Source organism: Perlucidibaca piscinae DSM 21586 (genome assembly GCF_000420045.1).
GTDB classification, from domain to species: domain Bacteria; phylum Pseudomonadota; class Gammaproteobacteria; order Pseudomonadales; family Moraxellaceae; genus Perlucidibaca; species Perlucidibaca piscinae.
Genome location: NZ_ATUE01000006.1, coordinates 57985 through 81695, shown reverse-complemented (window position 1 = coordinate 81695; position 23711 = coordinate 57985). Strand labels below are relative to the sequence as shown.

Genomic DNA, 23711 nt, shown 5'->3' with positions numbered 1-23711 from the left:
CACGTGTGTCTTTCGTGCACAGCTTGCTGCTGTCAACGAAAGCCGAGGTCGACCATTTATTACAGGGACAGACTGAACAGGAGCATGTCATGAAGACGACACCATGGAAGTTCACCGCCCTGGGCCTGAGCGCCCTGCTCGCCGGCACCACCGCTGCTGCGGATGACCGGGTACTCGGTACCGTGATCGGTGCTGGCGTCGGTGCCGTCATCGGCCATCAGGTCGGCGGCAACCAGGGCGCCGTGATTGGTGGTGCCATCGGCGCGGCGGCCGGCAATGCCGTCACCCGCGACCGGGCGGATCGCGATGACCGCTATTACGCCCCCACCTATGCAAGCTATGCACCTGCAGCCGCACCGGTCTACTACCAGCCGGTCAGCAGCTATCGCCAGGCACCGGTGGTGGTCACCCAGACCTATGCACCGCCTCGCGTGGTCTATGTCAGCACCCCGCCGGGCCATGCCAAGCGCTGGCACAAGCACCATCACAAGCATCATGCACGCTGGGATCGCCGTGACCGCGATGAACGCATCGCCTATCGCGAAGGCTACCGTGACGGCTACTACGGCCGCTGACGCAGCACCTGACTGGCGCTCGACACGCGCCTGCTGACCGTCGTCAGCAGGCCTCGAGCAGATCCAGCAAGGAATGGTTGATCGGTGCCGTGCGGGGCTGCAAGGCCCCCACCCGCACCCCCAGCAGACGCAGTGACCGGGTCAGCGGCACCCGCCGCAGCGCTTGCCGGGCCAGCAGCAGAATGTCTGACGCAGAGGCCACGCCGGCGGACACCGACACCTCGCGCGTCACCGTCTGGAAATTGTCATAGCGAATCTTGATGCCCACCGTGCGCCCGCAACAGCCCTTGCGCTGCAGGTCGTCGGCCAGGCGCTGGCACAATGCCTCGAGGGTTTGCGTCAGCGCCGCCCTGTCCTGGCGGGGATGCCGGTCTCGCGCAAAGGTGGTTTCCCGGCTCATGGATACCGGATCCCGGCTCACGGTCAGCGGGCGATCATCACGTCCCCAGCTGGCGTCATGCAGCCACTGCCCCTGGCGGCGACCGAACAGCTCCTGCAACCGGGACAGCGGCGTTTCCGCCAGCTCGCGTATGGTCAGGATGCCCATGGCCCGCAGGCGCACGTCGGTCTGCGGGCCGATGCCGTGCAGGGCACGGCAGGGACGGCCGCCAAGGCGGCGGAAGAATTCGTCCTGATCCAGGCGGGTGATGCCGGCCGGCTTGTCGAGATCGCTGGCCAGCTTGGCCAGCAGCTTGTTGGGTGCCAGTCCGATCGAGCAGCTCAGCCCGGTGGTGCGTCGTATGTCAGCCTGCAGCGTGCGCGCCAGCGACTCGCCGCCGTCACGGATCGCCAGCGGATGGTCGCTCAGATCCATATAGACCTCGTCGATGCCCCGGTCCTCCATCTGCGCTGTCAGCGCCAGGACACACGCCTTGAAGCGTCGCGAGAAACTGCGGTAGCGCTCGAAGTCTGCAGGCAGCAGGATGGCCTCCGGGCAGCGCTTCGCCGCCGCCATCAGCCCCATCGCCGACCCCACGCCAAAGGCACGCGCCTCGTAGGTGGCCGTGGTGATGACGCCACGCCCGACATAGTCACGAAGACGCGCGAACGCGGATACCGGCAGATCGGCATCGGCCAGCCCGGCGGTCCCGGCGTGCTGCAGACCGGCATGGCCGGCACGACTGCCGCCGATGACCACGGGCAGACCTCGCAGCTGCGGATAGCGCAGCAGCGACACGGAGGCAAAGAAGGCATCCATGTCGAGATGGGCAATGCAGCGGGTGGAGGCAGGCGCCATTATACTGTCCATGATGACAGTATATGCCAGAGCGCTGCACCCCACGCAAGTCCGGGAGCCGCAGGAATCCCCTCAGGGACTGACGATCTCCCAGGCCCGCTCCGGCGGGCGGCAGGCGCGACCGCCCTGAGCACTGGTCAGCAGCGGCCGGTTGAGCAGCACCGGATGCGCAGCGATGGCCGCGAGAATGCTGGCGTCGGACGTGTCCGGGTGATCCAGGCCAAGCTCGGCCACCAGCGGCTCCTTGACGCGCAGGATCTCGCGGGCACCCAGTCCCGGCGTGGCTGCCAGCACCTGCAGCTGCGCCAGCGTCGGCCGCTCGTGCAGGTAGTCGATGACCACGGGATCAAGACCGTGCGTCTGCAGCAGGGTCAGCACGGCGCGCGAGGCACTGCAGGCCGGGTTGTGCCAGAGGGTGAGCGTGTGGGTCATGGTCAGGTGGACTCCGGGGCATGTGATGCGGATGGCGGGCGCGGCAGTCTGACCGAAATCGCCGCCGTCGCCAGCAGGAACAGCGTCGACATCCAGAGGCAGGCCTCCAGGCCCTGGATCTGGTAGATCCAGCCGGACAGCAGCGTGCCCAGCAGTCGCCCGAGCGCGTTCGACATGTAGTAGAAGCCGACATCCAGCGAGACGCCATCGGATCTGGCCCAGGACACGATGAGGTAGCTGTGCAGGGACGAGTTCACCGCAAACAGGGCGCCAAACAGCATCAGTCCTCCCAGCAGCACCCACTGCGGGTCCAGAGACGCCTGCAAGCCGACGGCGATGGCTGCCGGCAAGCCCGCCAGAGTCAGCGCCCAGACCAGGGCACTGCGTCCGTCAGGCACCCTGCCCTGCGCCTTGCCGGTGATGGCGGGCGCCGCCGACTGCACCATGCCGTAGCCGATGATCCAGGCGGCAAGAAAGCCGCCGACCTGCCAGAAATCCCACCCGAAGACGGTACTCAGATAGACCGGGAGTGCCACCACGAACCAGACATCGCGGGCACCGAACAGGAACAGTCTGGCCCCCGACAGCACGTTGATGGCGCGACTCCTGGACAGCAGGTCCCTGAATTTCGGCCTGACCTTTGCCTTGCCGAGATCCTTCCTGAGCAGGATCAGGCTGCCGACCCAGATCAGGGCCAGCACGCCGGCCATGGCCAGCACCGCACCCGTGAACCCCATCAGCGCCAGCAAGGCGCCACCGAGGAAGAAGCCGACGCCCTTCAAGGCATTCTTGGAGCCGGTGAGGATGGCTACCCACTGGTAGAGCGCGCCCTGCGCAGTGTCCGGGACCAGCAGCTTGATCGAGCTCTTGGCGCTCATCTTGTTGAGGTCCTTGGCGACGCCGGACAGCGCCTGCGCCGCCATCACCCAGGGCACGCTGAGCATGGCCGCCGGCACGGTCAGCATGAGCAAGGCCCCCACCTGCAGCGCAAGTCCGATGTTCATGGTCCGGTTGAGGCCGAGACGGGCACCGAGGTAGCCGCCAAACAGGTTGGTGATGACGCCGAAGATCTCGTAGAACAGGAACAGTGCGGCAATCTGCAGCGGACTGTAGCCGAGGCTGTGGAAATGCAGCACCACCAGCATGCGCAGGGCGCCATCGGTGAGCGTGAAGGCCCAGTAGTTGCCCGTCACCAGCAGGTACTGGCGAACCTCGGGGCCTGGCCTGGCGACAGCGCTGGTCATGATCGTGATGCTCCGGTCTGCGCCCTGCTCAGTCTGCCCGGCCGACCAGGCGCGCCAGCTCGGCGGCACGGTTGGCGTAGCCCCACTCGTTGTCGTACCAGGCGTAGAGCTTGACCTGGGTGCCGTTGACGACCAGGGTGGACAGCGCGTCGATGATCGAGGAGCGCGGGTCGGTGCGGTAGTCGATGGAAACCAGCGGGCGCTCCTCATAGCCGAGGATGTCCTTCAGCGGGCCATCGGCAGCAGCCTTGAGCAGGGCATTGACCTCGGCGGCCGTGGTGGCTCGCTCGACCTCGAACACGCAATCGGTGAGCGAGGCATTGGCCAGCGGCACACGCACGGCATGGCCGTTGAGGCGACCCTTGAGCTCCGGAAAGATCTCGGCGATGGCCGTCGCCGAGCCCGTCGTGGTCGGGATCAGGCTCATGCCGGAGGCACGGGCGCGACGCAGATCCTTGTGCGGGGTATCGAGAATGCTCTGCGTGTTGGTCAGGTCATGGATGGTGGTGATGGAGCCGTGGCGTATGCCCAGGTTCTCGTGGATGACCTTGACCACCGGCGCCAGGCAGTTGGTGGTGCAGGAGGCCGCCGTGACGATGCGATGCTGCGCCGGATCGAACAGGTGCTGGTTGACGCCCATGACGATGTTGATGGCGCCCTTTTCCTTGACCGGAGCACAGACCACCACTCGCTTCACGCCCTGTTTCAGGTAGTCCTCCAGCACGGCCACGGTCTTCATCTTGCCGCTGGCCTCGATGACCAGATCGCAGCCGGACCAGTCGGTGGCGGCGATGCTCTTCTCGCGGGTGACGCGGATGCGTTTGCCGGCGACCACCACGTCATCCCCCTCGCTGCCGGCCTGATGCTGCCAGCGGCCATGCACCGAGTCGAAGTTGAGCAGATGGGCATGGGTGGCGGCATCGCCGGCGGGGTCGTTGATGCGCACGAACTCCAGCTCGGGCCAGTCCCAGGCCACGCGCAGGGCCAGTCGTCCGATGCGGCCGAAGCCGTTGATGCCTACCTTGATGGTCATGTCCGTATTCTCGCGTTCAGATGAAAAGTCAGGCGCCACGTGGCGCAATCATGAGGATGGCCCGCCAAGGCGTGCGGCAAAGTCGCTGATCCAGGCAGCATGAACCGGGTGCTGCAGGGCCTTGGGGCGCAGCGCCTGAACCTGTGCCTTGGCCCGGACCAGAGGCAGGCCCATGCTGGTCAGCAACACCGCCGCGATCAGCCCGGTACGACCGGAGCCACCCTTGCAATGAATGGCGATACGCTCGCCAGCCTGGAGGCGTGTCAGGATCGCATCCTGTTGTGCGGCCCACAGCCTCTCGAAGTCATCGACAGGCGCACTGTCATCGGCAACCGGCAGGTGAAACCAGTCCAGCCCATGATGCGCACAGCGCGGCCCCATGTCAGTGACCTGATTCTCGGCCAGTTCGGTGTCAGGCATGGCCGTGATGACTGCAGTGGCTCCAGCCTCCTTGAGTGTTGTCAGCGCCTCATCCAGCGAGACCTGCCGGGTACCGGGGCAGGGCGTGAAAATCAGCCGGGTGGTGACACCTTCAGCGTCGAACAGTGAAACAGGATGCGCGGACATGACGACTCTGGAATCCGTGATCAGATGAACATCAAGGCAGGTTCAGCAACAGGCTGCCGCACGCTGCGGGCGATCGCCCATCTGCCGCAGGCGGGTGGCATCAGCCAGCAGCGCAGCCTCATGTGCGGGCAAGGATGCCTCCAGCACAGTCCGGGCCCATGACGGCAGATCAGGATGCAGGCTGTAGTAGACCCACTGCCCCTGGCGGCGATCCGCCAGCAGGCCGCAACCACGCAGCTGCGCCAGGTGGCGGGAGATTTTCGGCTGGCTCTGATCCAGCGCGCAGGTCAGCTCGCAGACGCACAGTTCCTTTTCCTTTTGAATCAGAAACATGACACGAGCACGCGTATCATCAGCAAGGCATTTGAACAGCTGTACAGGCGACAGCGGGTCATCGGATGTCATGCAGCTTTCCGTGGTCATGCCGAGATCCTCCTGAGCAAACCTGACACCACTGCAATCGCATCAGGAATATATGAATATCCGAATATATGAAAAATCATATTTCCTGTAAAGCATCGTTCTTCTGACGCACAGGAATCATGTCATGGCGTCAATCCGGACCCTATGTGGATGCTTCAGGTGCGTTGCGCTGTGTCGGAGAACGATCAAATGCGCCAGGAAATCTGGCAGCCGGGTTTGCGCGCTGACGAGAGGCCGCCTCGGACCACCAGAGCAGCTGCTCCAGGGTCCGTCTGAAATAACCACGCCAGGCCGGCTCATCTACCCCGGCGAGAAAATTGCCATCCGGATCCAGCACGGTATGTGCAGCAGGCAAATGCACCATCGCCGACACCGGGAGGCAACCCAGCTCCGACAGAAAGGTACGCATGTTCACGGCGGCTCTGGCGCCACCCCACTGACCTGCGGAATATGTCACGATCGCGGAAGGCTTGCCGGCAAACAGGGAGCTGCCAAAATGATTGAGCAGGTGTGCCAATGCCGGACTCATGCTGTGGTTGTACTCGGGACTGACCATGACATAACCGTCAGCAGACTCGATGTACTGAGCCAATTCCTCAAGTTCTGCCGGCGCCCTGCCCCGGGCATGCGAGAAATGCGGCTTGAACACAGCGGACAGCGGAATTTCCAGAGGATCAACCAGCCTGACAATGGCACCTGTTTCGCGCAGCTGGGCAACACACTGCCGCGCCACGCGCAGGCCCAGTCTGGCGGGCTGAGGAGGCGTGCTGTCACGGGCAGACCCCAGAAAAACCAGGTATTCGGCAGGTTTCGTCATCATGACCGCCTCACTGCATGACAGGCACCAGCCATGTCAGACGCTCAGAAATCGAAGGTCAGATTGGGGGCGGTCGGCTTGGCCACTGGAGTTGCCGGCTCGACGGCCTTGCGGTCTGACGTGGTGCTGCGCTTTCGAGGCGCCTTTCCTGCCACCCTGGCTGACGGCTTGCTGACAGGCGCTGGCCGGCACTCGGCATCCAGCCAGGCAATCAGCTCCTGCATTTTCGGCAAGTCGGCCCGGTAGCGCTGAAAACGACCTTCCTGGCGCACATGCAGCAGACCGGCTCGGGTCATGGCCTTGAGATGAAACGAGACATTGGTGGGCGGCAGACCAAGCTGGGTGACAATTTCGCCCGCCACCTGCCCCGCCTCGCCATGCGGCACCAGCAATCGGAAAATGTCGAGGCGAACTCCCGACGACAGGGACTCAAACAGGGATACGGCGGTTTCTTTTTCCATGCATCAATAATACAACACGCCTTGCATCATTTGGCGAAATCAGAATGCCGGATTTTCACCGGGATAGCACGGCGCCGCCCAGTCAGCCCCGGGATTGTCCAGCATCAATTCGATGATCAGCGGCACCAGCACGCCAAGCAGGCGCGCACCGTCACGCACCGTGTCCCGGCTGCTGCGACTGTCCCAGGTGGTGCCGCCAAGCTGCAGCTGGGTCAGTGGCACATGCAGACGTGACAGCACGAGTATCAGCACATCCTCGGTGTCGAGTCGCACCAGGGCGCCGCGTGCCTGGATGCGGGCGCGCTCGAACGCCGGCTTCCAGAGTGCGGCAATCTCGTCAGGACTCAACGCCGCGATCTGGCCCTGTGCGTGTGCATCCCAGTAGGGTTGAAAGCAGTGAGGGCTGTCCAGCAGCAGGCGCACGGCCTGGGGGAACTGACGCCAGAGCAGACGGGCAAGCTGCTCGCCTTCGTCCAAGCGGAGCAAATGCGCCAGGAACTGCCTCAGGGCCGGGCTTTCGGTGAAGTCCCGCTCCACCAGCGAATGCTCGGCATAGGCCGCCTTGAAGGCGATCCAGAGAAACAGGAAGCGGGCATCCTCGTCGTCATCTGCCAGTTCGGCACGCTGCAGCCAGCTCAGGGCGCGATGCACGCGCAGAGCCATGCCATCGGGATGCCGCAGTTGCTCGGCACGTTGCCGCGCCTTCAGCTCGTGATACCGGTCTGTGCTCATGGTCCGCTTCCTGATCTGATCTCACAGTATCCGGCAAGCTCATGATGTTCAATGGGTTATTGGTAAACAATCCGTCTCATGAGAGGTCCGCGAGCGCACGTGCCAGCGGCTCCAGAAACTGACGCCGGACAGCCGGATGCACGGCTTCTTCCGGGTAGCAACGCACCAGGGCGATGTGATCAACGGCGTCGCTGCGGGCAAAGGCGATCGTGTCAAGACACATGCCGGCGGGTGCTTTCAGCGCATTGCCGGCAGCGCGCGGATCGGTGCCCATGGGATCGGCATGCGAATAGACATTGAGCAGACGACGGATGCGGGTCTGCGCCAGACGCGGCCGGAACCCCCACTGCGCCGGCATCAGCCAGCCCACCCCGCCACGCCCTATGCTCGCCACCAGCGCGATGTCGATGCCGCGAGCCGACAGCACCCTGGCCACCTTGAGCACCTGGAAACCACCCTGGCTGTAGCCGATGAGAACGACCGGACGACCCTGGGCGGCAGCAGCCTGCAGCCAGTCGGCAATGCCGTGCACGGAGGCGAAATGGCTGAACAGGGCCGCGTCCGCATGCCCCTGCTCACGCACCCAGCGCAGCAGATGACGCTGCATGTGGCTGCCAGCCAGAAAGCCGTGAATCAGGGCGATGCGCGCACCGGGATGGTCATCGGACAGACCCGGCAACCAGTGCAGTTGCGCGGCCTGAGCGGCATCAGTCATCACGGGTTCTCACCTCCAGCAGCTCGATCTCGAAGATCAGGTTGCTGCCGGGACGGATATGCGCGCCCACCTGACGCTCGCCATAGCCCAGGTGTGCCGGCACGAACAGGCGCCGACGGCCACCGACCTGCATGCCCATCAAGCCCAGATCCCAGCCCTTGATCACGCGGCCGGTGCCGATCACGCACTGGAACGGCTGACCACGCTGATGCGAGCTGTCAAAGACAGTGCCATCCTCCAGGGTGCCGGTGTAGTGGGTGATGATCAGCGCGCCCTTGACGACCGACTTGCCGCTGCCCGTCTCCAGATCGACGATCTCGAGTTCACCTGCCATGCCCGTCTCCTCCCCGGATGAGAAACCGTCCGCAGGTAGGATTTTGCGGACAGGCGGGTATCATAGCCGCATCTGTCCCTGACACCGGAATACCCCATGCTGCCGACACGTACCCAGCTGGCCCAGCGCCTGAGCAATCTGCAGGAGCTGATCCGCCATCCGGACCAGCTCAACCAGGCCGGCCAGACACCGTTCGAGATCATCGCCGAGGCCGGCATCGCCCGCCTTCGCCATTACCCGGCGCCGGCCGGTGTCGATACCCGCGGCAAGCAACCCATCGTCATCGTGCCGCCGCTGGCCGTGAACATGTACATCTACGACCTGTTCCCGCAGCGCAGCCTGGTTGCCACCCTGCGTGACCAGGGCTACCCGCTCTACCTCATCGACTGGGGCCGGCCGGGACGTCGCGAAGCGCACTACACCATGGCCACCTACCTGCAGGACTTCATGCCGCGCCTGCTGGCGCAGGTGCGCGCGCACAGCGGTCAGCACAAGCTGACCCTGCATGGCTGGAGCATCGGTGCCATGTTCTCGTATGCCTATGCCGCCCTCGGTGATCCGGACATCGACCGCCTGGTGCTGATCGGACCGCCCTGTGACTACCACGCGCCCAACATGCAGAACCGTCACCTGGCCAAACCCTTGAAGGCACTGCAGGAGCGTACCGGCTGGCGCGTCGACAAGAGCCCGCAGGCACTCTGGCATGTGCCGGGCTGGGTCAATGCCCTGGGCTTCAAGCTGATGAGCCCGGCCGGCACCTTGCGCGGCTATGCCGAGCTGCTGCGCAACCTGGATGACCGCCGCTACATCAGCGCGCATGCCACCAATGCCGCCTTCCTCGACGACATGGTGGCCTATCCGGGTGGCGTGACCCAGGACATGATCCGCTTCCTGATCACCGAGAACGTGCTGGCCCAGGGGCGTCTGCCCATCCGCGGCTGCGACGCCAGCCTGGCCAGCATCACCGCCCGCGTGCTGATCGTGGTGGGCGACAAGGACCCCATCATCACGCCGCAGGCCAGTGGCAAGCTGATCGGTCTGATGAAGCAGGCACACTGCGAGATGATCCAGGTGCCCGGCGGCCACATGAGCATCGTCAGCGGCAGCCAGGCACCGCGACACATCTGGCCGCAGGTCAGTGCCTGGCTGGACGGCAAGTCTGCCGCCAGCGCCGCGCCGGTCTGAGCACTCAGGGCGCCGTGGCCGCGCCGCCATCCAGCGCACGCACTGCCGCGACAAAGTCGGGCAGGGACATGCCCGCCGTGATGTTGCCGGAGGAACGTGCGCGCAGATCGCCGACAAACTCGCGTGTGCCGGCGCGCACCCTGAGCAGGGCCGTTGGCGCCTGCATCAGCTGATCCAGCTGCGTGCGGCTGATGACGAATTCGCGCTCGGACAGCTTCAGGCCGCTGTAGGGATCAGGCAGGGCAAACTCGCTGAGAATCACGACCTGCTCAAGCGCCGGCAGCACGATGTCTTCGCCGCCCAGCTGCAGGGTGGCAGCCGTCACCGGCTGGTAGTTCACCGTGCTCAGGCGCACCACCAGCACCACCTGCTGCGGACGCCGGCTGCTCCATTCGGCCCCCAGTGACAGCAGTGCCGTACCGCTGCCGGGACGGATCACCCAGGCCGGGTTCATCACGACATCGCGACTGCCATCCGTCCGTGCCGGAAGCACCAGCGTGGCGCCCACGCGCTGACTGGACTGCAGTGACGTGGACAGGCTGCCGCACGCCGTCACGACGATGCTCAACAGGCTGACCGCAAGCGCACCTGCCTTGTGCATGACCATACCCTCCATGGCTGGTATTTCCGACGTTATCACGAATGAACGGTATCGCCGGCTGCAATATGACCTGCAGCCGACCATCGGACGCGGTATCATGGCGAGCGGTCTTGGATGACCTCTGGACGCGCGCTATACTGCCCATAAAGACAGCATAAGGAGCTCTCTGTGCTGAACAGCAGAGAAATTGAAAAAGTCCGGCAGCAGCTCGAGACCTTTCTGGCGGAAGTCAGACCCTCCCCCACGCACCGTGCGATACAGGATGTGTCCTACACGCTCAGCGTCGACGCCTTTCTCGTCACCGAGCACCTGCAATGCGCGGAATCCCTGCGACTGGTGGCTCACCACCGCCTCAAGGCCGTGCACTCCGATGATCCGCAAGGCTGGCTGATCTTTGCCATCAACAGCGATGGCCAGTGGGCGCCCTATCCGAACTGCGTGTTCTCGGCCACGCTGGACTCGGTGCTCGCGCTCGCCCGCGAGACCCTGACCCCGGTGACCTCCGCAGCAGCCAGCGACAACACCAGCGCCAACGTGGCCTGATACCCGGACACGCACGCCCGAAGACGCACAGATCCGGGGCGGCCGCCTGACGGCGCCCCGCCCCGCCGGATCACGGCGACATCAAACGCTCACGCACGGCACCATCGAGCCGGGTCATGCCATGATCACGGCCGATCTCCAGCGCCTGCTCGCTGCTCTGGCCATCCAGCCAGGCGGCTTTCAACGCCATCAGAGCACCGACCCGGTTTGCACTTGCGCAGTGAATGAGCACCGGCTCGCCGGCAGCCGTCTGCAAGGCAGCTGCCAGCGCCTCGACCTTGCTGCGGGTCAGGTCAGCCGGCCCCGCCACCGGCACCGACACGAAACGCAGACCGGCGGACGTCACCAGCATCTGCTCGTCAATTTCCGAACGCTCGCCGGCAGGCACCAGGCTGATCACCGTGCGCACGCCCAGCGCGCGCACGGCATCAACCTGGCTGGCGTTCTCGACATACCCGGACACCCAGTGCCCTGACGATGCCTGACGCAGCCCGACCGGTCCGGACGCCGTCAACGCAGCGCGCTCGGCAACAGACAACATGGGTACCGGCATCAGCCTGGTGGCGTCATGTGCCGTCACCGCAGGGCCAGAGGTGCAGGCCGCCAGCCCGAGCATCAGCGCCGGCAGCATCCATCGTGAACACGGTGTCATGATCTTCAACTCTCGCTGGATTTCTTGTCGCAGCAGGCCTTCTCGCTGCTGAACCCGAACGGCACATAGGCCGGGCAGAAGCGCGCCAGCCCGGTGGCCACCATCACCACGCCGATGTAGCCCCAGAATCCGATGGCACCCGTGGCAGCCATCACGATCAGTGCCACGCCCACAACGATGCGCAGCTTGCGGTCGATACCGCCGACATTCGCCCTCATGATTCAATCCTTCCTGCAATATTGATGAATTGAACTACTTGACAGCTGGCTGACCGGGCCGGGCAAACCACTCACGCCCCTTGAGCATGAGGTTCCAGTACACCCAGGGCAGCAACACCGCTTTCAGCACCCAGGCCGAGTAGCGCGGCACCACCGGATCCAGCGGAAAGGTTGGCAGCAGCTTGCCGCCGAAACCGAACTCGGCCAATACCACACGTCCCTTCTCGACCGTCAGCGGGCAGGAGCCGTAGCCGTCATAGCGGGTTGGCAGCGGCTGTCCGCTCCGGGCGGCGAGCAGGTTCTCTGCCACCACCACGACCTGCTTGCGTGCCGCCGCCATGGTCTTGGCGTTGGGCGAGCTGCAGACATCGCCGAGCGCGAAGACATTGGCATAGCGCGGCGACTGCAGCGTGTGCTGGTCGACCGCACACCAGCCGGCGGCATCCGCCAGCGGGCTGTTGCGTACCACGTCGGGGGCGCGCTGCGGCGGCACCGCATGCAGCATGTCGAAGGATTTCTCGACCCGGCTGACCTGGCCATCCGCTGCCACGACATCGAACCAGGCCTTCTTCGCCGGACCATCAACCTTGACCAGCGTGGACTGGAAGGCCAGGCGAGCGCCGTATTTCTCGACATAGCGCATCAGTGGCGGCACGAACTCCGGCACCCCGAACAGCACGGCGCCCGCCGAATTCAGCTCGACCTCGATGTCCTTGAGACGCCCGCTGCGCAGCCAGTGATCGCAGGACAGGTACATGGCCTTCTGCGGCGCGCCGGCACACTTGATGGGCATGGGCGGCTGGGTGAACAGTGCCTTGCCGGAACGCAGCCCCTGCACCAGTTCCCAGGTGTAGGTCGTGAGGTCGAAACGGTAGTTGGAGGTGACGCCGTTGGCACCCAGCGTCTCCTCCAGCCCCTCGACACCTTCCCAGTTCAGCTCCAGGCCCAGCGCGACAATGAGCTGGCGGTACTGGATGCGACGCCCGTCGGCGAGATGCACCATGCTGGCGTCCGGATCCAGTCGCGACACGGCGCCACGGATCCAGTGCGCCCCCTGCGGAATCAGATCGGCAGTGCGTCGCACGGTACGCTTCTGATCGAAGGCGCCGCCACCGACCAGGGTCCAGCCGGGCTGGTAATAATGGTTCTCGCCAGGCTCGACGATGGCGATGTCGAGATCGCGGTGACGCCTGAGCAGACTGGCGGTGACCCCGATGCCGGCCGTGCCGCCACCGAGCACGAGAATGTCATGACGCAGCACGCCCTCCTGCTCGCAAAGACCGAGGCCGGAGGCGCGCTCGAACAGCATCCGGCTGTGGTTGCCGGTGCGGCAGTAGGCAACGACCGGGTGCGGCAACTCGGCGATCAACTTGCCGAAGGCCTCGCCATCGGCATCGGTTATCTGGCCAGGCACCACCGGAAGATAGGTAAAGGCAAGGCCATGCTCGGCAGCGATGGCGGCCATGCGCGTGGCATCCGGCTGCCCGGCACCGCCCTCGCCATCCGGCCGGTTGCAGATCACTGACTTGATGCCTTGCCGGGCCAGCTCCTCGAGCTGCTCGGGCAGGAGCTGTGGCGCCACCTGCAAGACCCCGTTGATCCGCGTCGTGTCGACCATCGCCCTCTCCTCGTGCATTCAGTATGGGTGTGATTTCAGCTCGGTCAGCACGCGGCCGCAGTACAGGCTGGACAGCGTGCTCATGACCTGGATGACTTCCGGGTTGGCCAGGCTGTAATAGATGTACTTGCCGTCGCGGCGGGCATTGACCATGCCCTCCTCGCGCAGCACGGCCAGTTGCTGCGACAAGGTCGGCTGACGGATGCCGCACAGCGACTCCAGCTCGCCCACGTTGCGCTCGCCCTGGGTCAGCTGGCAGAGCAACAGCAGGCGGTCTTCGTTGGCCAGCACCTTGAGCAGCGCGCAGGCCTTGGTGGCCGAATCGCGCAACATGGTGAAGGCCTCGAGACTCAGGGTTGTCGTCACGTCGGATACCTCGTCGTCATGGCTAACACTTTATTGACAAGTAAATTATTCACCAATAATCTACATTCATATTAAGTTTAATGGGGAAGCGTCATGGATGCAAAAGTTCAATCCTTCTTCGATCCGGCCACCAGCACCGTGACCTATGTCATCCATGGCGGTCGCGGCAGCCAGTGTGCCATCGTCGACTCGGTGCTGGATTATGACTTTCGTTCGGGGCACACCAGCACCACCTCTGCCGACGCCGTCATCGCCTATGTCCGCGCCGAGCAGCTCAGCGTGCAATGGCTGCTGGAAACCCATGCCCATGCCGACCACCTCTCGGCGGCTCCCTACCTGCAGCAGCAGCTCGGTGGCGTGATCGCCATCGGCGAAGACATTCGCGGCGTGCAGGGCGTGTTCAAGAAGATCTTCAATCTGGAGCCGGAGTTCTGCCTCGACGGCTCGCAGTTCGGCCACCTGTTCAAGGATGGCGAGCGCTTCCGCATCGGCGAACTCAATGCGCGCGTCCTGCACGTGCCCGGCCACACGCCGGCCGACATGGCCTATGTCGTGGAGGAAAAGCACGTCTTTGTCGGTGACACCCTGTTCATGCCGGACGTCGGCTCGGCGCGCTGCGACTTTCCCGGCGGCAATGCCCACACCTTGTACCATTCCACACGCAAGCTGCTGGACATGCCGGACGACACCATCCTGTACATGTGTCATGACTATCCCCCGGTCGCGCGCGAGGCCTCGTGGATCACCACTGTCGCCGAGCAGCGCGCGCGCAACATCCACCTGCACGACGGCATCAGCGAGGACGAGTTCGTGGCCATGCGTACCGCACGCGATGCCACCCTGGCCATGCCCAACCTGATCCTGCCAGCCATCCAGATCAACATCCGCGCAGGGCACCTGCCGCCGTCCGAGGACAACGGCACCCGCTACCTGAAGATTCCGCTCAACGCGCTGTGATCGCAACCCCACCGGCAACAAGGATACCGGCATGACGCTGCTGCCCGACTGGCTGCTGACCTACCAGCGCCGCGACCTCGGTGATGACGCCCTCGCCGGTACCATCACCGCCATCCTGCTGATTCCGCAGGCACTGGCCTATGCCCTGCTCGCCGGCCTGCCACCGGAAGTCGGTCTCTATGCCAGCGTGATTCCGCCCATCCTGTATGCCCTGACCGGCAGCAGCCGCACCCTGGCCGTGGGACCGGTAGCGGTGGCGGCGGTCATGGTGGCGGCTGCGCTGGGCGGCTTTGCCGAGGGCGATCCGGCACGGGCTCTGGCGGGCGGGTTGTGGCTGGCGCTGCTGTCGGGACTGTTTCTGCTGCTGTTCGCCTTTCTGCGCCTGGGCTGGCTGTCCCACTTCGTCAGCCATCCGGTGCTCAACGGCTTCAGCACCGGTGCCACGATCACCATCATCGGCACCCAGGTGCCGGCACTGGTCGGCATCCGGCTGGGCAACCAGGAGTCCTTCCTCGACCTGCTGCAGGAACTGTTGCCACGACTGGCCAGCATCAACGGACTGGTTCTGGGCTGCGGCCTGCTCACCATGACCCTGCTGCTGCTGGCACGCAACCAGCTGCCGGGCTGGCTGCAGGTGCTGGGACTGAGTCGCAAGCAGGCCGCCCTGTCAGCACGCATGATGCCCTTGCTGCTGGTGGTCGGCGCCATCCTGCTGTCGGCCAGCCTTCAGGGTGAAGCGCAGATGCCGGTGGTGGGCAGCATTCCGCAGGGGCTGCCGGCTCCCTCGCTGGACTTCCTGTTCGTGCCCGGCTGGCAGGGCCTGGTCGGCTCCGCGCTGCTGATCGCGCTGATCGGCTACGTCGAGAGCCTGTCGGTGGCACGCCTTCTGGCCCTGCGCCGTCGCCAGCGCATTGATCCCGATCGCGAGCTGCTGGCACTCGGCGTCACCAACATCGGCTCGGCTGCCTTTGGCGGCATGCCGGTGGCGGGCGGCTTTGCGCGCTCCATGGTCAACTTCGATGCCGGCGCACGCACGCAGCTCGCCGCCATCATCACGGCCGGCTGGGTGGCCCTGGCCGCGTTCGCCTTCACCGGTGCGCTGGCACCGCTGCCCAAGGTGGTGCTGGCCGCCATCGTGGTGGTGGCGGTGACGCAGCTCATCGACCTGCGCGGCATCGTCAGCACCTGGCGCTATGACCGCGGCGACGGCCTCGCCCAGCTCGCCACCGTGCTCGGCGTGCTGGCGCTGGGCATCGAGCCCGGACTGCTGCTCGGCATAGGCCTGGCGCTGGCGATCACCCTGCGGCGCACCAGCAACCCGCACATCGCCGTGGTCGGCCGCGTACCCGGCACCGAACACTACCGCAACATCCTGCGTCACCATGTGGTGACCTGGCCGGAGCTGCTGCTGGTGCGTGTCGACGAGAACCTCTATTTCGCCAATGTGCCGCAAGTCGAGTCACGTCTGCTGGCACTGGTCGCGGATCATCCGCAGGCGAAGCAGCTGGTGCTGATCCTGTCCGGGGTCGCCGCCATCGACGCCAGCGGCTTGGAGCTGCTGGAAAGCCTGGAGCAGTCGCTGCAGGAGGCCGGCATGCAGCTGCATCTGGCGGAGGTCAAGGGGCCGGTCATGGACAAGCTGCAGGGAACCCACTTCATGCGGGCGCTGGGCGCGGACCATGTGCATCTGTCCACGGAGCTGGCAGTGCAGAGGCTGAGCCCGACATGCTGAGGCTCGCCTGACGCTCGAAAAAACGCCACGGCCCGGAAGTCCGGAACCGTGGCGTAAAAACCACAGCGACCCGCTGGCGGGCCGCTGCTCATGCGTTGCTCAGCGGCAGCTGCACATGCCTGCCAAGCTCACTTGGCCAGGTAGGCATCAACCACGTCAGCCGACGGGCCACGCAGGGTCATGCCTTCCGGGCCTTCGCCAATGCGGGAAACCGAGATGGCCGGCTCGCCATGCTGTTCGAACTGGGCCAGCTCCTTGGAGCCTTCAGCGAACACCCACAGGCGGCCGTCTTCAACCTTGGTGACATAGCCGGGCTTGTCGTACTGGCTGGCGGCCAGGGCCAGCGGGGAAACCACCAGGAGGGCGGCGGCGAGCAGCTTGTTCATGAGAGCACTCCGTTCATGCAGGGTCGGGACGAGGCCATGCCGTCATGGCCAACCCGTGCACGGTGTCACGCTTTCATGACAATCTGACGACAGCAGGATGACAGTGTCGTCTGCCCGAATCGTTGCATCAGGCCGCCTGATGCGGCACGGCGCGAACCATGGCGACCAGATCCGGCAAGGCCAGGCGGACCGCCTCCACATTCTGGTCAAGCTGGTACTCCAGCTCGCGCGCCCGACGCCCCAGCTCGACCAGACCCACCATGCCGGCCTCCCCTGCCATGCTGTGCAAGGTGCGGCGCAGCAGGTCGACATCCAGTGTGGCGGACTGCTCCAGGCATCCCTCGAGGGTGGTCAGCTGCTGCGGCAGACGCTCGTCCAGATAGCGCTGGCGGAACACCGCCAGCGCGGCCGCGATCTCCGGATCAGGGTCCGGCCGAGCCTGCGCTTCCGTCGACAGCTGCCGATCCGGCTCCGCCACGGGCTGTGGCGCCGAACTGCTCTCTGCCAGCACCGGTGCGGCAGGTCCGGTAACGGTCAGTGCCAGCACATGCGCAGGCTGCGGCAGACAGGCACGAATCTCGCGCACCAGAAGATCGACCTGGAAAGGCTTGGTGACGAAGCCGTTCATGCCGGCCGCCAGCGCCTTGTCACGCTGCCCGGACATGGCGCCCGCAGTCAGCGCCAGGATAGGCAGATCGCTGCGCTGCAGACTGTCACGGATCAGGCGCGTGGCGGCATAACCGTCCAGTACCGGCATCTGGACATCCATCAGCACCAGGTCATGGGCATCCGGATGCGAGCGCAGCTGTTCGACGGCCGCCAGGCCATCCACGACCGTGGTGACCTCGGCACCCTCCATGACCAGGATGCTCCTGGCGACATCGCGATTGAGCTCGCTGTCGTCAGCCAGCAGGATGCGCACGCCTGACAGACGCCGATAACCACGCTCTTCCTCCGCAACCACCTCGGCTTCAGGCAGCAGCATGGGCTGGCGCGGACACTCGAAGGCGATCTCGACCTCGAAACGACTGCCCTGACCAAGCTGGCTCTGCACCTTCATCTCGCCCCCCATCAGGGTCACCAGACGATGGCTGATGGCCAGACCGAGCCCTGTGCCGCCAAAGCTGCGCGAGATCGAACTGTCGGCCTGGCTGAAGGCCTGGAAGATGGAGTCCAGCTTTTCCTCTGGAATCCCGATGCCGGTGTCGGCAACCGTGAAGCGCACGCGCTGGTGCCCGCAAGGCGTTTCTCCCAGCGCCGTGACAGTCAGCGAGACCTGACCCTGGCGCGTGAACTTGACCGCATTGCTGAGCAGATTGGTAAGAATCTGGTTCAGACGCAGGGAGTCACCCACCAGCTGGCTGATCTGTGCCGGCACCGGCTCGATGAGCAGGCCCACCGGCCTGTCCTGCAGGGAGGCCTGGAACAGGCCGCGCAGCTGGTCGACCAGCGCGGCCAGACTGAACGGAGCACGCTCCAGCTCGAGCCGGCGTGCCTCGATCTTGGAGAAGTCGAGAATGTCGTTGATGATGGCCAGCAGGCTCTGGCTGGCGCCCTGCACCTTGCGCACCATGGCGCGCGTCTCGTCCGCCAGCGGCTGGCGCTCAAGCAGATAGCAGAGGCCGAGTATGCCGTTCATCGGGGTACGGATTTCGTGGCTCATGTTGGCCAGGAACTCGCTCTTGGCCTGGTTTGCCGACTCTGCCGACAACTTGGCCTCGACCAGTGCCTGCTCGTAACTGATGCGCACCGTGATGTCCTGCGCCACCGCCAGATAGCCGGTGATCTCTCCCTGATCGCCACGAATGACCGTGACCACCAGTGACACGTGAATGCGCTGGCCATCCTTGCGCACATAGGTCCACTCGCGTGACTCCATGCCATCGCGTTCCGGCAGCTGCACAAAGACGCGGAAGCCCTCGACGGGCTCGCCGAGCTGCTCGCCCAGCTCTCGGCCACGACGCATGACCTCTTCGGGACAATGGAAGATGGTCGGCGTGCAGCGCCCGATGACCTCGTCGGCGGCATACTGCAGCAGGTTCTCGGCACCGGCATTGAACAGGGTGATGACGCCCTGGCAGTCGGTGGCGATGATGGACACTTCAGAGGCGGCACTGAGCACGTTCTGCAGCAGATCGGTGGCCTGGCGGAACTGCGCCTCGGCCTGCTTGCGCCGGGTGATGTTGGTGCGCATCGAGACATAGCGCTCGACGCGGCCATTGCTGCCGATGAACGGGGCGATCACGCTGTCGACCCAGTACAGCCCGCCTTTCTTGTCGCGGTTGCAGACCTCGCCATGCCAGGACTTGCCCTGCGAGATCTCGCCCCAGACATGGCGCCAGAACTCGGGAGGATGCACGTTGGAGTTGATCTTGCGATGGTTCTGGCCGAGCAGCTCCTCACGCGAGTATCCGCTGAGCTCGCAGAAATTGTCGTTGACCTCGAGAATGCGGCCGGCGACATCGGTCACCGAATACAGCATCTGCTGGTTGATGGTGCGCAGCAGCACCTCGTTCTCGCGCAACACGCGCTCAAGCTCGGCCGTGCGCTGCCCGACCTGGGCCTCGAGACTGGCGTTGAGATCATGAATCTGGCGCTCTGACTCGACCTCGCTGCTGAGGTCGCGCAGCAGCAAGGCGCTGCCGAGAATCTCGCCCTCGCCACCACGAATCGGCGATGCCGTGACACCCAGATGCAGCACCGGCTGATCGGCACGCGGCAGACGAATCAGGAAATGCGACACCAGCTCTCCCTCTGCCAGCGCCGCCAGCATGCTGTCGAGCTGCTCACGCGACATTGCCGGCAACAGCACCGAGGCCAGGCTGGTGCCCAGCACCTCGGCCTCCGACTGGCCGAAGAAGTGCACGGCGGCCTGATTCCAGGACGTGATGCGACCGTGCCGGTCGAGACCGATCATGGCATCACTGGCATGGCTGACAATGGCGCCAAGGCGCGCCTGGGTCTTGAGTGCCTGCAGGTGGCGCTGTCGCCCCATCTGGAAGAGATAGGTCAAGGCCGCCAGCAGTGCTGACAGAAACAGCCCCTGCAGCAGCACCCAGCGCAGATCCAGCTGATTGAGCGCGGCCAGGAACGCCGGACGCGCCTTGAAATGCAGCACCCAGGTCTGGCCGAAGATCTGCAGAGGAACCCGCCTTTGCAGGTCTGCGGATGGTGGCTGATCCGACCCGGCAGACGCATACGCCGGCAACAGCCCGCCGGACTGGCTGCGCGTGGCAATCGTCAGCGAAAACTCGCCGCCCCGGAAATCGAAACCACGCATGACCTCGTCAATCAGCACCGGGGCATAGGTCAGCCCCACCGCCTGCTGCCAGCGCTGCGCTGGCGTGGCGGGAGCATAGCCGGTACGAAATATCGGCAACATGAGCAGAAAGCCGCGATTGGCCTTGCCCGACTGCTGCACCAGGGTGATCGGCTCGGTGAGCGTGGCCGCATTGTTGTGCACTGCGGCCGTCAAGGCCCGCAGGCGACTCGATTCGGAAGAAATGTCCAGACCGATGGCCAGCCGGTTCGCGGCCTCGGGCTCGATGTACTGGATGACCCAGCGATCGCCTTGATGCGGCGTCAGATAGCGCAGGGCAAAATCCGGCCAGCCGTCACGACGGGCCTCGGCTGTGAAGCGCTCCTGGTCGGTCATGGCTACTCGGCGGATGAAGCCATAGCCCAGGGCACCCGGAAACTCGGTGAGCATGTTGCGGGAGGCCATGTACTCATGGAACTTGCGTCGCGTTAGCTGATCGGCACCGCTGCCAATAGCCAGACCGCGAATGCCGCGCAAACCGGCCTCGTAGGCCAGCAGGCGATTGCTCAGCTGATCGGTGGCACGATGCACGAGAAAATCGAACTGTGTCTCACGCTCACCGACATGGTGCTGCCTGAGCGGGTAAAGGCCGCAAAACGTCAACGCCATGCCCAGCGCAAAGACCAGCCCCGCCAGCATGGCAGGCGTTGCCGGAAGCTTCCTGCCAGCAGGGCGCATGGCCTTGACCTTAAGCATGAGGTTGCACTCGGACCTGCAGTGACACCCGACGGCATCAGGCCGCGCGGCATGTACTGGTTTCCTTGGACTACCTGCTACCTTACGCGCTGCCTGACTGCAGCCAAGACGACTTCGGTGGCAACCCTGTGGTGTGACTGAAAGCTATTGTAAATAATGCAAAAGTCGTATTGCGCGGATGCTCAGGTGAGGGTCTGCCGCCGCAGCCAGTGCAGCACCTCATCCCGGTCACCCCGGAATACCACGGCGGCATCGCGCTGCTGACGGTGATGCGCATACAGCGGATCGTAATACTCGCGCAGCAGCACGCGGATCCAGTCGCGGTGGCCATCAAAGCCCTCGCCGCGCTGCTGGGCGGCAAAGGCCGCCGCGAGCACATCGGCAAGCTCGCGCGCGCGCTCCGGACGCAGGCGTTTGGCGATATGACGCAGCGCTTCCTGCAGACGCTCATGAAAACCGGACGGCCCCTGCTCCGCGCCCAGCTCGCTGACGAACTCGGCGCACAGGTCAATGACGTAATCACGCAGGATGCGCTCGACACGAGCCTCGAACGTGGCCTCCAGCCACACCAGCGGAATCGCCGGCATGCGCTGGTGCAGCGGCAACGGCAAGGCGCAACGACCGATCAGACGCGCCTCGTCTTCCAGCACCAGCGTGCGCCAGCCCGCCTCGCGCTTGCGCAGCAGGTCGATGGCCAGCGCATTCTCGAAGCCGATCTGCGATGGCTGGGGCGTGGCACGGCGCCCGAAGCTGGAGCCTCGATGGTTGGCATGCCCTTCCAGATCGACGCCATTGGCAAGCTGCTGCAGCACCTCGGTCTTGCCGCTGCCGGTAAGACCGCCGATGCGCAGGAAGCCGAGGTCGGCGACCGCCGCATCCAGCGTCTGCAGGAGGAAGCCGCGCATGGCCTTGTAGCCGCCCCGGATGCGCGGATACGGCATGCCCGCCTCGGCCAGCCACTGCTGGCTGATCTGCGAACGCAGTCCGCCCCGGAAGCAGAACAGGTAGCCCTCGGGATGGGCGTGGGCAAAGTCGTGCCAGGCCTGAACCCGCGCCGCTTTCACCGCGCCGGAGACGAGCTGGTGGCCAAGCCGGATGGCCGCTTCCTGACCCTGCTGCTTGTAGCAGGTACCGACTTTCTGGCGTTCGCTGTTGGTCATCAGCGGCAGATTGACGGCGCCCGGAAACGAGCCTTTGGCAAACTCGACCGGCGCACGGGTGTCGATCAGCGGCAGGCCGCTGCCCAGGATACGCGCGTAGTCAGCGCTGTCGTCGCGCCGGCCGGCCGACGTCATCAGACCACCTCGACGGCAAAGCCGTGTGCCTGGCCCGGCAGCAGCTCGCCGATGGGCTGCAGGCTCAGGCCCAGCTCCTCAGCCAAGGCCAGAAACCGGGCCTCGCCGTCGGCACGCACCGCCACCAGCAGGCCGCCACTGGTCTGCGGATCACACAGCAGGGACCGGCTGGCATCGTCCAGTCCGGTGATGCGCTCACCGTAGCTGTCATGGTTGCGGACGGTGCCGCCGGGCACGCAGCCCAGCGCCAGGTAATGCGCAACGCTGTCCAGACGCGGCACGGCGCCGGCATGAAGACGAGCGGTGAGACCACTGCCATCGGCCATCTCGACCAGGTGACCGAGCAGGCCGAAACCGGTGACATCGGTCATTGCAGCGACCGCCGGCAGCTTGCCGAATCGGGCACCCGGCGTGTTCAGCGTGCACATCAGCGCGGTGGCGACACCGGCATCCTCGGCACGCAGCAGGCCCTTCTTTTCGGCCGTGGTGAGAATGCCGATGCCCAGAGGCTTGGTCAGGTAGAGCCGGCAGCCAGCCTCGGCGGTGTCGTTGCGCTTCATGAAGCGCTTCTCGACCAGACCGGTCACGGCCAGCCCGAAGATCGGCTCCGGGGCATCGATGGAATGCCCGCCAGCCAGCGGAATGCCGGCGGCATCACAGGCCGCACGACCGCCACGCACCACCTCGCGGGCGATCTCGGGCGCCAGCACGTTGACCGGCCAGCCGAGAATGGCGATGGCCATGAGCGGATCACCGCCCATGGCATAGATGTCACTGATGGCGTTGGTGGCGGCGATGCGTCCGAAGTCGAAGGGATCATCGACGATGGGCATGAAGAAGTCGGTGGTCGAGACCACGCCGCGCGTGTCATCGATGGCATAGACCGCGGCATCGTCACGCGAGGCATTGCCGACCCAGAGGCGCGGGTCCAGGTGCTGGGCCCCGCTGCCGGCGAGAATGGTGTCCAGCACCTTGGGCGAGATCTTGCAGCCGCAGCCGGCGCCGTGGCTGTACTGGGTGAGGCGTACGGGATCACTCATGACGCGGGGACCTGCCGAGAACGAAAACGCGATTCTAGCAGGCCCCGCGCGGCCGTCATTTCTTCGCAGACACCCACATGGCGATGACGGCACGGAACACGACATCACCCGCCGTGTCGAACACGTCGACCTGCACCGGGTATTCCCCGGCACCTGCAGGCAGATCGCCAACCGGGGTTGCCACCGCGCGCAGATCAGTCCCGGCCTTCTTCAGGTACTCGACGGTCATGCCCTTGGGAATCCAGCGATGCGTGGCCGGCACCGTGACCTCGGTGAGGGTGCCTCCAGCCAGTTCGGCCATGTTGCACATGGCGATCGCGTGCACGGTGCCGATGTGGTTGAGCACGGCGCGGTGCTTGCGCACGCTGACCTCGCAATGACCGGGACGCAGAACCTCGAAACGCGGACTGATGCTGGCGAAATACGGCGCCTTGAAACAGATGGCACGGGAAAACAGCCACTTGCCGCCGGGTTGGGCAGACAGCGACTGCCAGAGCGCGAGCGGAGAAAGATCCATCATGAAACTCCTGGGA

26 protein-coding genes are annotated in these 23711 nt (G+C 65.1%); 5 read left to right on the top strand and 21 right to left on the bottom strand.

The annotated features are described in order from the left end of the window. The first annotated feature begins 89 nt into the window (after nt 1-89). On the top strand, nt 90-575 hold the full coding sequence (locus F595_RS14115) for a YMGG-like glycine zipper-containing protein (RefSeq protein ID WP_022955649.1): 486 nt from the start codon (nt 90-92) through the stop codon (nt 573-575). A 43-nt stretch (nt 576-618) separates the two neighbouring features. Here F595_RS14115 and F595_RS12700 read toward each other — a convergent pair whose 3' ends face one another. From F595_RS12700 to F595_RS0104290, 11 genes are all read right to left on the bottom strand, one after another. Then, complete coding sequence (locus F595_RS12700; RefSeq protein ID WP_022955648.1) at nt 619-1812, bottom strand: Y-family DNA polymerase; 1194 nt, start codon at nt 1810-1812, stop codon at nt 619-621. 72 nt (nt 1813-1884) lie between these two features. After that, nucleotides 1885-2244, bottom strand: coding sequence for an arsenate reductase (glutaredoxin) (gene arsC / locus F595_RS0104335; RefSeq protein ID WP_022955647.1), 360 nt, complete (start codon nt 2242-2244; stop codon nt 1885-1887). Nucleotides 2245-2246: 2 nt separating this feature from the next. Continuing rightward, nucleotides 2247-3488: an organoarsenical effux MFS transporter ArsJ gene (gene arsJ / locus F595_RS0104330; protein ID WP_040568180.1), complete on the bottom strand. Its 1242-nt coding sequence runs from the start codon at nt 3486-3488 to the stop codon at nt 2247-2249. Nucleotides 3489-3516: 28 nt separating this feature from the next. Further along, nucleotides 3517-4521 (bottom strand): ArsJ-associated glyceraldehyde-3-phosphate dehydrogenase, encoded by a 1005-nt coding sequence (locus tag F595_RS0104325; RefSeq protein WP_022955645.1) that lies wholly within the window; start codon nt 4519-4521, stop codon nt 3517-3519. Between the two features lie 48 nt (nt 4522-4569). Continuing rightward, the gene (locus tag F595_RS0104320) at nt 4570-5088 is read right to left on the bottom strand and encodes a phosphatase domain-containing protein (RefSeq protein ID WP_022955644.1); all 519 of its coding nucleotides are present in this window, start codon (nt 5086-5088) and stop codon (nt 4570-4572) included. A gap of 42 nt (nt 5089-5130) precedes the next feature. Next, on the bottom strand, nt 5131-5511 hold the full coding sequence (locus tag F595_RS0104315) for a metalloregulator ArsR/SmtB family transcription factor (protein ID WP_022955643.1): 381 nt from the start codon (nt 5509-5511) through the stop codon (nt 5131-5133). Between the two features lie 142 nt (nt 5512-5653). After that, on the bottom strand, nt 5654-6331 hold the full coding sequence (locus F595_RS0104310) for an NADPH-dependent FMN reductase (RefSeq protein ID WP_022955642.1): 678 nt from the start codon (nt 6329-6331) through the stop codon (nt 5654-5656). Between the two features lie 41 nt (nt 6332-6372). Beyond that, nucleotides 6373-6789, bottom strand: a complete 417-nt coding sequence (locus tag F595_RS12695; protein ID WP_022955641.1) for an ArsR/SmtB family transcription factor — start codon at nt 6787-6789, stop codon at nt 6373-6375. 39 nt (nt 6790-6828) lie between these two features. Next, nucleotides 6829-7521 (bottom strand): HEPN domain-containing protein, encoded by a 693-nt coding sequence (locus F595_RS12690; protein WP_022955640.1) that lies wholly within the window; start codon nt 7519-7521, stop codon nt 6829-6831. 76 nt (nt 7522-7597) lie between these two features. Further along, nucleotides 7598-8236 (bottom strand): alpha/beta hydrolase family protein, encoded by a 639-nt coding sequence (locus F595_RS0104295; protein WP_022955639.1) that lies wholly within the window; start codon nt 8234-8236, stop codon nt 7598-7600. Next, nucleotides 8229-8570: an FKBP-type peptidyl-prolyl cis-trans isomerase gene (locus F595_RS0104290; RefSeq protein ID WP_022955638.1), complete on the bottom strand. Its 342-nt coding sequence runs from the start codon at nt 8568-8570 to the stop codon at nt 8229-8231. Before F595_RS0104290 ends, F595_RS0104295 begins: the two co-directional genes overlap by 8 nt. A gap of 96 nt (nt 8571-8666) precedes the next feature. On the opposite strand from F595_RS0104290, the gene F595_RS0104285 reads away from it, so the two are divergent. Beyond that, entirely contained in the window at nt 8667-9755 is a 1089-nt protein-coding gene (locus tag F595_RS0104285) for an alpha/beta fold hydrolase (protein ID WP_022955637.1), read from the top strand. A gap of 4 nt (nt 9756-9759) precedes the next feature. Here F595_RS0104285 and F595_RS0104280 read toward each other — a convergent pair whose 3' ends face one another. Then, a complete protein-coding gene (locus F595_RS0104280; protein WP_156873789.1) occupies nt 9760-10356 on the bottom strand; it encodes a hypothetical protein in 597 nt (198 codons plus the stop codon). A 168-nt stretch (nt 10357-10524) separates the two neighbouring features. Between F595_RS0104280 and F595_RS0104275 the strand changes: the two genes are divergently transcribed. Next, nucleotides 10525-10899, top strand: a complete 375-nt coding sequence (locus tag F595_RS0104275) for a DUF3024 domain-containing protein (RefSeq protein ID WP_022955635.1) — start codon at nt 10525-10527, stop codon at nt 10897-10899. Between the two features lie 70 nt (nt 10900-10969). On the opposite strand, the gene F595_RS12685 is transcribed toward F595_RS0104275, so the two are convergent. The 4 genes from F595_RS12685 to F595_RS0104255 are packed head-to-tail and all read right to left on the bottom strand — an operon-like array spanning nt 10970 to nt 13753. Beyond that, a complete protein-coding gene (locus tag F595_RS12685; RefSeq protein ID WP_156873788.1) occupies nt 10970-11551 on the bottom strand; it encodes a beta-lactamase hydrolase domain-containing protein in 582 nt (193 codons plus the stop codon). 5 nt (nt 11552-11556) lie between these two features. Then, nucleotides 11557-11769 (bottom strand): YgaP family membrane protein, encoded by a 213-nt coding sequence (locus tag F595_RS0104265; protein WP_022955633.1) that lies wholly within the window; start codon nt 11767-11769, stop codon nt 11557-11559. Nucleotides 11770-11803: 34 nt separating this feature from the next. Then, the gene (locus F595_RS0104260; protein WP_022955632.1) at nt 11804-13387 is read right to left on the bottom strand and encodes a bifunctional protein tyrosine phosphatase family protein/NAD(P)/FAD-dependent oxidoreductase; all 1584 of its coding nucleotides are present in this window, start codon (nt 13385-13387) and stop codon (nt 11804-11806) included. A gap of 18 nt (nt 13388-13405) precedes the next feature. Beyond that, nucleotides 13406-13753, bottom strand: a complete 348-nt coding sequence (locus F595_RS0104255) for an ArsR/SmtB family transcription factor (protein ID WP_022955631.1) — start codon at nt 13751-13753, stop codon at nt 13406-13408. 93 nt (nt 13754-13846) lie between these two features. Between F595_RS0104255 and F595_RS0104250 the strand changes: the two genes are divergently transcribed. Together F595_RS0104250 and F595_RS12680 are read left to right on the top strand one after the other, a co-directional pair. Beyond that, on the top strand, nt 13847-14710 hold the full coding sequence (locus tag F595_RS0104250; protein ID WP_022955630.1) for an MBL fold metallo-hydrolase: 864 nt from the start codon (nt 13847-13849) through the stop codon (nt 14708-14710). Nucleotides 14711-14741: 31 nt separating this feature from the next. Next, entirely contained in the window at nt 14742-16442 is a 1701-nt protein-coding gene (locus F595_RS12680) for a SulP family inorganic anion transporter (RefSeq protein WP_022955629.1), read from the top strand. Nucleotides 16443-16570: 128 nt separating this feature from the next. Here the strand turns inward: F595_RS12680 and F595_RS0104240 are convergent, their stop codons facing one another. From F595_RS0104240 to F595_RS0104220, 5 genes are all read right to left on the bottom strand, one after another. Next, nucleotides 16571-16828, bottom strand: a complete 258-nt coding sequence (locus F595_RS0104240; RefSeq protein WP_022955628.1) for a hypothetical protein — start codon at nt 16826-16828, stop codon at nt 16571-16573. Between the two features lie 127 nt (nt 16829-16955). Continuing rightward, nucleotides 16956-20843 carry a PAS domain S-box protein gene (locus tag F595_RS0104235; RefSeq protein ID WP_084682824.1) on the bottom strand — a complete coding sequence of 1296 codons (3888 nt, stop codon included), beginning with the start codon at nt 20841-20843 and terminating at the stop codon, nt 16956-16958. Nucleotides 20844-21025: 182 nt separating this feature from the next. After that, complete coding sequence (gene mnmH / locus F595_RS0104230) at nt 21026-22138, bottom strand: tRNA 2-selenouridine(34) synthase MnmH (protein WP_022955626.1); 1113 nt, start codon at nt 22136-22138, stop codon at nt 21026-21028. Further along, a complete protein-coding gene (gene selD, locus F595_RS0104225; protein WP_022955625.1) occupies nt 22138-23178 on the bottom strand; it encodes a selenide, water dikinase SelD in 1041 nt (346 codons plus the stop codon). The genes mnmH and selD overlap by 1 nt, the downstream gene beginning before the upstream one ends. Nucleotides 23179-23233: 55 nt before the next feature. Further along, nucleotides 23234-23698, bottom strand: coding sequence for a hotdog fold domain-containing protein (locus F595_RS0104220; protein ID WP_228126943.1), 465 nt, complete (start codon nt 23696-23698; stop codon nt 23234-23236). Nucleotides 23699-23711 lie beyond the last annotated feature (13 nt).

What these genes read in the sequence shown, in the direction of transcription:
- F595_RS14115 (WP_022955649.1), top strand. Translation starts at nt 90, where the DNA reads ATGAAGACGACACCATGGAAGTTCACCGCCCTGGGCCTGAGCGCCCTG.
- F595_RS12700 (WP_022955648.1), bottom strand. Translation starts at nt 1,812, where the DNA reads ATGGCGCCTGCCTCCACCCGCTGCATTGCCCATCTCGACATGGATGCC.
- arsC (WP_022955647.1), bottom strand. Translation starts at nt 2,244, where the DNA reads ATGACCCACACGCTCACCCTCTGGCACAACCCGGCCTGCAGTGCCTCG.
- arsJ (WP_040568180.1), bottom strand. Translation starts at nt 3,488, where the DNA reads ATGACCAGCGCTGTCGCCAGGCCAGGCCCCGAGGTTCGCCAGTACCTG.
- F595_RS0104325 (WP_022955645.1), bottom strand. Translation starts at nt 4,521, where the DNA reads ATGACCATCAAGGTAGGCATCAACGGCTTCGGCCGCATCGGACGACTG.
- F595_RS0104320 (WP_022955644.1), bottom strand. Translation starts at nt 5,088, where the DNA reads ATGTCCGCGCATCCTGTTTCACTGTTCGACGCTGAAGGTGTCACCACC.
- F595_RS0104315 (WP_022955643.1), bottom strand. Translation starts at nt 5,511, where the DNA reads ATGACCACGGAAAGCTGCATGACATCCGATGACCCGCTGTCGCCTGTA.
- F595_RS0104310 (WP_022955642.1), bottom strand. Translation starts at nt 6,331, where the DNA reads ATGATGACGAAACCTGCCGAATACCTGGTTTTTCTGGGGTCTGCCCGT.
- F595_RS12695 (WP_022955641.1), bottom strand. Translation starts at nt 6,789, where the DNA reads ATGGAAAAAGAAACCGCCGTATCCCTGTTTGAGTCCCTGTCGTCGGGA.
- F595_RS12690 (WP_022955640.1), bottom strand. Translation starts at nt 7,521, where the DNA reads ATGAGCACAGACCGGTATCACGAGCTGAAGGCGCGGCAACGTGCCGAG.
- F595_RS0104295 (WP_022955639.1), bottom strand. Translation starts at nt 8,236, where the DNA reads ATGACTGATGCCGCTCAGGCCGCGCAACTGCACTGGTTGCCGGGTCTG.
- F595_RS0104290 (WP_022955638.1), bottom strand. Translation starts at nt 8,570, where the DNA reads ATGGCAGGTGAACTCGAGATCGTCGATCTGGAGACGGGCAGCGGCAAG.
- F595_RS0104285 (WP_022955637.1), top strand. Translation starts at nt 8,667, where the DNA reads ATGCTGCCGACACGTACCCAGCTGGCCCAGCGCCTGAGCAATCTGCAG.
- F595_RS0104280 (WP_156873789.1), bottom strand. Translation starts at nt 10,356, where the DNA reads ATGCACAAGGCAGGTGCGCTTGCGGTCAGCCTGTTGAGCATCGTCGTG.
- F595_RS12685 (WP_156873788.1), bottom strand. Translation starts at nt 11,551, where the DNA reads ATGACACCGTGTTCACGATGGATGCTGCCGGCGCTGATGCTCGGGCTG.
- F595_RS0104265 (WP_022955633.1), bottom strand. Translation starts at nt 11,769, where the DNA reads ATGAGGGCGAATGTCGGCGGTATCGACCGCAAGCTGCGCATCGTTGTG.
- F595_RS0104260 (WP_022955632.1), bottom strand. Translation starts at nt 13,387, where the DNA reads ATGGTCGACACGACGCGGATCAACGGGGTCTTGCAGGTGGCGCCACAG.
- F595_RS0104250 (WP_022955630.1), top strand. Translation starts at nt 13,847, where the DNA reads ATGGATGCAAAAGTTCAATCCTTCTTCGATCCGGCCACCAGCACCGTG.
- F595_RS12680 (WP_022955629.1), top strand. Translation starts at nt 14,742, where the DNA reads ATGACGCTGCTGCCCGACTGGCTGCTGACCTACCAGCGCCGCGACCTC.
- F595_RS0104240 (WP_022955628.1), bottom strand. Translation starts at nt 16,828, where the DNA reads ATGAACAAGCTGCTCGCCGCCGCCCTCCTGGTGGTTTCCCCGCTGGCC.
- F595_RS0104235 (WP_084682824.1), bottom strand. Translation starts at nt 20,843, where the DNA reads ATGCTTAAGGTCAAGGCCATGCGCCCTGCTGGCAGGAAGCTTCCGGCA.
- mnmH (WP_022955626.1), bottom strand. Translation starts at nt 22,138, where the DNA reads ATGACGTCGGCCGGCCGGCGCGACGACAGCGCTGACTACGCGCGTATC.
- selD (WP_022955625.1), bottom strand. Translation starts at nt 23,178, where the DNA reads ATGAGTGATCCCGTACGCCTCACCCAGTACAGCCACGGCGCCGGCTGC.
- F595_RS0104220 (WP_228126943.1), bottom strand. Translation starts at nt 23,698, where the DNA reads ATGATGGATCTTTCTCCGCTCGCGCTCTGGCAGTCGCTGTCTGCCCAA.